This window comes from Candidatus Cloacimonadota bacterium, from assembly GCA_011372345.1.
GTDB lineage: Bacteria > Cloacimonadota > Cloacimonadia > Cloacimonadales > TCS61 > DRTC01.
This window is the reverse complement of the sequence record DRTC01000134.1, coordinates 1-5,465: the sequence shown is the minus strand read 5'-3', so window position 1 is coordinate 5,465 and position 5,465 is coordinate 1. Positions and strand designations below refer to the sequence as shown.

Here is a 5,465-nt window from a genome sequence, read left to right as displayed (position 1 = left end):
CGGGCAAAAGCATAAGCAGCCAGCGAACCCGTTACGATCACTCCAAAAACAACAGAAAACGAGACGATCAGGGTATTCAGGAAATATCTATTGAACGGAACTTTGTTGAAGGCAGTAACGAAATTATCGAAATGGAACTTGATTTTTGTCTTTTTAGTGATCGCTGCATTCGGTATTTTCCGAAAAGCACTGAATATTTTTCCTTCATCATCGATAAGATTTACCCAGGAACTATCTTTCTCCGTTTTTATGATCTTTATTCTATATTCATCTGAACCGTCATTATAAGCAGAATATTTCTCGATGGGAAGGAAACCGACATTGCCTTTATTCACTTCCAGTTGGGATTTAACAGCAGTCGTAACCATCCAGATAAAGGGAACTACCATGGAAATCCCGCATATCGTCAAGATCAGATAGGTTATACTTCTTCTCATATTTTATTGCTCTTCAGACTCCGCTGAAGCTACGCCCTGACAGGCGGATTCACTCGCATTTTTCACTTTTCCCTTGTTCCTTGAACCTTGTACTTGATCCTTTTAATAATGCACCTTCTTTTCCAGTTTTTTCTGGAATAGCGTCAGTGTCAGGATGATCGCAAACAGCACAAGAGCGATCGCTCCGCCATAACTGAGATCATTGCTCTCACCGAAGGCTTTATCATAAATATAATAAACGATAACTTTAGTCGTTCCCAGAGGTCCGCCGATCGGAGGTCCGGTCATTTGATAGATCTGGGCGAAAACCTGGAAGGTAACGATCGTGGTCATCATCAGAACATAAAAAGTTGTGGGAGATATAAGATGCCAGGTGATCTTGAAGAATTGTCTGATCTTTCCTGCTCCATCGATATCAGCAGCTTCGTAATAAACTTTCGGGATATTCTGAAGTCCTGCAAGATAGATGATCGTGTTATATCCCAGACCTTTCCAGATGGTAACAATAATGATCGAGAATAATGCTAAAGAAGGTCCTCCGAGAGATGACGGCAGATCTATTCCGATCTTCGAGAACATTAGTTGGAAAATTCCGCGACTTTCCGCTAACCAGCCCAGAGGTTCGAGCCCGATCTTGGTCAGAAAGAAATTTGCCAGACCGTTCTGCTGATTAAAGATGATCTTCCAGACGATAGAAATGGCGACCATGGAAGTTACGGTTGGAATGAAATAAACCGAACGATAGAATCCTTTCAATTTTTTAACATTATTAAGTAAAGTTGCAAAAATAAGAGACAGAATAAGACTTATCGGAACAATGAAAATAACGAGATAAAAAGTGTTCAGGAGCGACTGCCAGAATTCCCTGTCCTGAACGATCCTGATGTAATTGGAAAAACCGATAAAATCTCCGGTTCCTGTAACTGTCCACTCGAAAAAACTAACGATGAAAGAAAGAACAATGGGAACCAGCCGGAAGACAATGATGATCACCAGAGCCGGTAAAATGTAGAGATACGGACCAATATCAAATTTTTTCTTTTTCACCCAATCTGCCTTTTCTATTTTTTCTCAAACACAGAATTTAATTTGAATATCCTGTGTCAATGGAATTTTCAAAATGCTTAATTATCGCTATTTTTTGATTCTTGGATCGGGAAAAATTAATTGTTGATCGTTGAAACATAATAAAACATATTTTCCGAAGAGACAGGATTTTCCCAACTTGTTTCAATTGTCTCTTCGATCTCGAGAGTCCAGTTTTCCGGATCGGAATAAGGTTCTGTCGAGGAATAAACATTATATCCTGTTGCTCCGGGAACCGCATCCCACTGAATAAAAACAGAATCCGAGACAATATTTATAATCACATTTTCAGGACTATTCAAATAGGAAAATGTGGCAGTTACATTTTTATCATAATCCATTAAAAGAGTTTCGGGATTGGATGAACCGGTCAGATCATCACTCCATTCGCTGAAATAATTTCCATCATCCGGAATGGCAGTTAAAGTGACGAATGATCCGTAATAGCCCGGAGGATCAGGTTCGAAAATGACGGAACCGTCGTTAATGATCGTGATGATCAATTCACTGTTGAAATCATATTTCCAGACTTCTTTTCCTACATCTTCTGCAATGAACAGCAGGTTTTGAGCAAGACTATCTCCTGACCAGAGTGTTATTCCTTCCTGGTCATTTCCAGGAAGATCCCATTCCATAATATTCGTGCAATCGACTTCCATTGCTCGTAATTTGTTTGAGGAATCCCAGATTGCATACAATGTTTCATTCGATGCTTCAAAATGAAGCCCGGAAATATCCCATCTTCCGCTCACAGGAGTAAATGTATTCACATAAGTAACAGTTGTACTGGTTGAGCTGGTTTTAATCGGAAGTTCAAAAACATATATATTTCCATCATACTGAAGACCGGCATAAAAGAATCCTCCTTCAGCATTGGTTGAATCAGGAACGAATGTAAGTGCTTCTAAACCAAGATTGGAAGGACCTGTCATCCATGGAGTCAGATCAAATGATCTGGTTACAACACCAGTCACGACATTAAATTCAGAAATATAATCCGGTTGTTCGACACCGAGATAAACAAAGTCACTGGTCGAATCAGCAATACAGATTCCTTCCAGATCACCGGCAACATACCAGTTAATAACATTAGAACCATCAGCATCCATTTTTGTAACCATTCCATTATCATTTACCAGGAAAAGTTTCTGTAATCCATGGTGCCAGACCGCCCCGCTCGGTTCATAACCGTTCGGAAGATTTCCACCGATCTCTGTGCCAGGTTGTTGACCAGGAAAGTCATTTCCGAACAGTATTCCAAATAGAAATAATAATCCGGTTGATAATATAATCTTCTTCATCGAATTTTTTCCAATATTATCGAAGAATAATCATCTTTTTGGTTGAAGATTCAAAACTGTCTGATTTTATTTTATAGAAATAAATTCCGGAGGATACAGGTTTGTTGCTATCGTCAGTTCCGTTCCAAGTTATGTGGGAAAGCGACTCCGTCGCTTTTGCTTCAAAATAATTGAAGCACTCCAAGATTCTCACTTTCTGTCCCTTTATGTTATAAATTTCTATTATCATTTGTTCGTTTTGTTGGTTTTGTTCGTTGCTAATTTGAAAAGAAATTGTAGTCGAGGAACTGAACGGATTAGGATAAGAATATATTTCTGAATTTTCTATATTAATATCAGTTTCTTCTGCTGAAACATTATAATTAAAATCGATTTTTAAAGCAGCATACTCCAACCAGCAGCCTGGAGGAGGAAAACTATAAATACTAGATCCCAAATACCAATCATCAATGAAGAACAGGTGTAATTTTCCAAAACCATCTCCCATATCTTCAATTAAACTTCCCGGATAAATATATTCAGGAATCATTCCTGTCAATTCGGGAGTTTCTATCGAGTTCAAGAATATTGGTTCAGACCATTCGTTTCCATTATCATTGGAGATGGAAATAGCAATTTCCGGGCATTCCAACCATTCTTCGTAATCATCATCTCCGGAATTTCCTAATTTTGATTTCAATCCGTCTGACCAGACTGCTGCCAGCCAGTTATTCTCTTCATTTTTAACGATCTTGAAATAATTATCATGAAATGCAACATCAAAATCATATATATAAATGGGCCAGCTATTTTGCCAAACTACATTTCCATCTTCATCGAATTCATCGACTTCTCCGTCTTCATCCAAATCCCAGGGAATCATGGGCAGATCATCATCAGGATTTACTCCGGTCAGATCAAGATCGATAAAACTGAATTCATTCTCAACAATATCATAAGTGAAAACTTTTGGATAAAAAGCATATTCCCAAAAAATAGCATTATTCCAAACATCAGTTTCTGTTGCTCGTAATCCCATACATCCCGGAAATTTGATTTTGGTATCATCTTCCGAAAAAATTGCATTCATGTGTCCGGAATGATGGATGGTGAAATATAGTTCAAACGGTTCTCCGTCATCATCGACAAAAGTATATTCGGTTCCTGATTCATTCATTGGATTATCGATATAGAACCTATAATCTTCGGAAAAATATTCGAAATCACCTTCCCCATAATTCTCATTAAGGAACACGAATATTTCATTTTCCGTATTATAACCCATAAAAGCAACTTTACCATCATCTGATACACAGCATGCTTTAAAAGGTCTGATCCAGGGATCTTCATTATGCCATTGATCCAAAAGAGGAATAGTAGTGAATGTCCAATTTAGATCATTGAATGAAGATAAATCAAGGGTTGTGAAATCAGCATATCCAAAAAGGATGTTTTCGCTGAAATTCCCAGAGGGAGTATTATTCCCATTATTATTAGCATAGACATAAACTCTTCTTGCTTCGGCATTGGGAGAAGGTCCAACAAAAATGTATGGCCACATAAATTCATCATCAGGATTTATTAGATCATACGGATTATCGATCAGGAGAGTGAGATCATTCCATGAATTACTTTCTCCGGAAACATGAAAAGGATCATAGGTATAATAAACATCATAAAATGAACCATCATTTTGATGCCAGGCAACAAGCGGATCTGCCGTTACAGGATCGATATCGATTCCGGCATATCCTTCCCAGATATCAGCATCTCCAATAAAATCTTGAGACAGCAAATTACCTTCATGATCGAAGTAAGCAAATTTTATCCGTCTATTCGAACCACCTGTTTCTTTGGTATGATAGACAAGATAGACTCCACCGGCAGTAAAACCATAAGGTGAAGAAGAGGGAGGTTGAACTTTAAGCGGAATTGCATTGTAACTGCCGGGCATATAATCATAATCGGAATAACCGAGATTGATCGGATCGATAATAAATTCGTAATAGGGAACATCCTTGTTTCTTGCAGGACATCTTCCTTTTGGATATGCAAATGCTTTCGATGTTTCTACCTGCTGTTCAAGGTCATAAGAAATCAAAATTGAGGTTAATAAAGTAAGTAAAAAAATAAATAGATTTTTTTTCATTATTCCTCCCTGAAATTTATGCGGTTCTGTAACACTAATCTCATCAAAACATCACTAACTAGCATAGTTCTAATGAGTTATGAAAGATTTAAAAGTCTCCCCTTAAATTGGTGGATTTTTGCATTCAAAATGTGGGAAACTCGATAAGAAATTTGTCCACAATCCACGCCTATTGAGCGACAATTTGATTCGCTCAATTGTAGTCGTGGTGTGGAATGTGGGCAATATTTCCGAGTTATCCACAGTTTGCTCCTGCAATATTCACCAATTTTCAAATGCTCTAAAGAGCATTTTTTCTTTCATAATCTTTCATAAATTATGTTACACAACCTTTTCCGGACATATTTCAGTAGCAGGTATATCCCGCTGAAAATTTCGGATCGATTTCGGGGAATCTCCAGTCGACCTATGGTCTCCTTCCAATTCCCCGAAATCGATGATTCGCTTCGCTGCTCTCATTTTTCACCTTCCTTTTTCGACACTAAATTAGTATCGAAAAATTTCCAGAGTCAT

At 37.9% G+C, this 5,465-nt stretch carries 4 protein-coding genes; all 4 read right to left on the bottom strand.

Annotation, left to right across the window (positions count from 1 at the left end):
- Nucleotides 1-437 (bottom strand): carbohydrate ABC transporter permease (locus tag ENL20_02495; GenBank protein ID HHE37424.1); only part of this gene is annotated, 437 nt, incomplete at its 3' end.
- A gap of 102 nt (nt 438-539) precedes the next feature.
- Nucleotides 540-1,463 carry a sugar ABC transporter permease gene (locus tag ENL20_02490; protein HHE37423.1) on the bottom strand — a complete coding sequence of 308 codons (924 nt, stop codon included), beginning with the start codon at nt 1,461-1,463 and terminating at the stop codon, nt 540-542.
- 137 nt (nt 1,464-1,600) lie between these two features.
- The gene (locus ENL20_02485) at nt 1,601-1,864 is read right to left on the bottom strand and encodes a hypothetical protein (protein ID HHE37422.1); all 264 of its coding nucleotides are present in this window, start codon (nt 1,862-1,864) and stop codon (nt 1,601-1,603) included.
- A 976-nt stretch (nt 1,865-2,840) separates the two neighbouring features.
- Nucleotides 2,841-4,952: a T9SS type A sorting domain-containing protein gene (locus ENL20_02480; GenBank protein ID HHE37421.1), complete on the bottom strand. Its 2,112-nt coding sequence runs from the start codon at nt 4,950-4,952 to the stop codon at nt 2,841-2,843.
- Nucleotides 4,953-5,465: the final 513 nt, after the last annotated feature.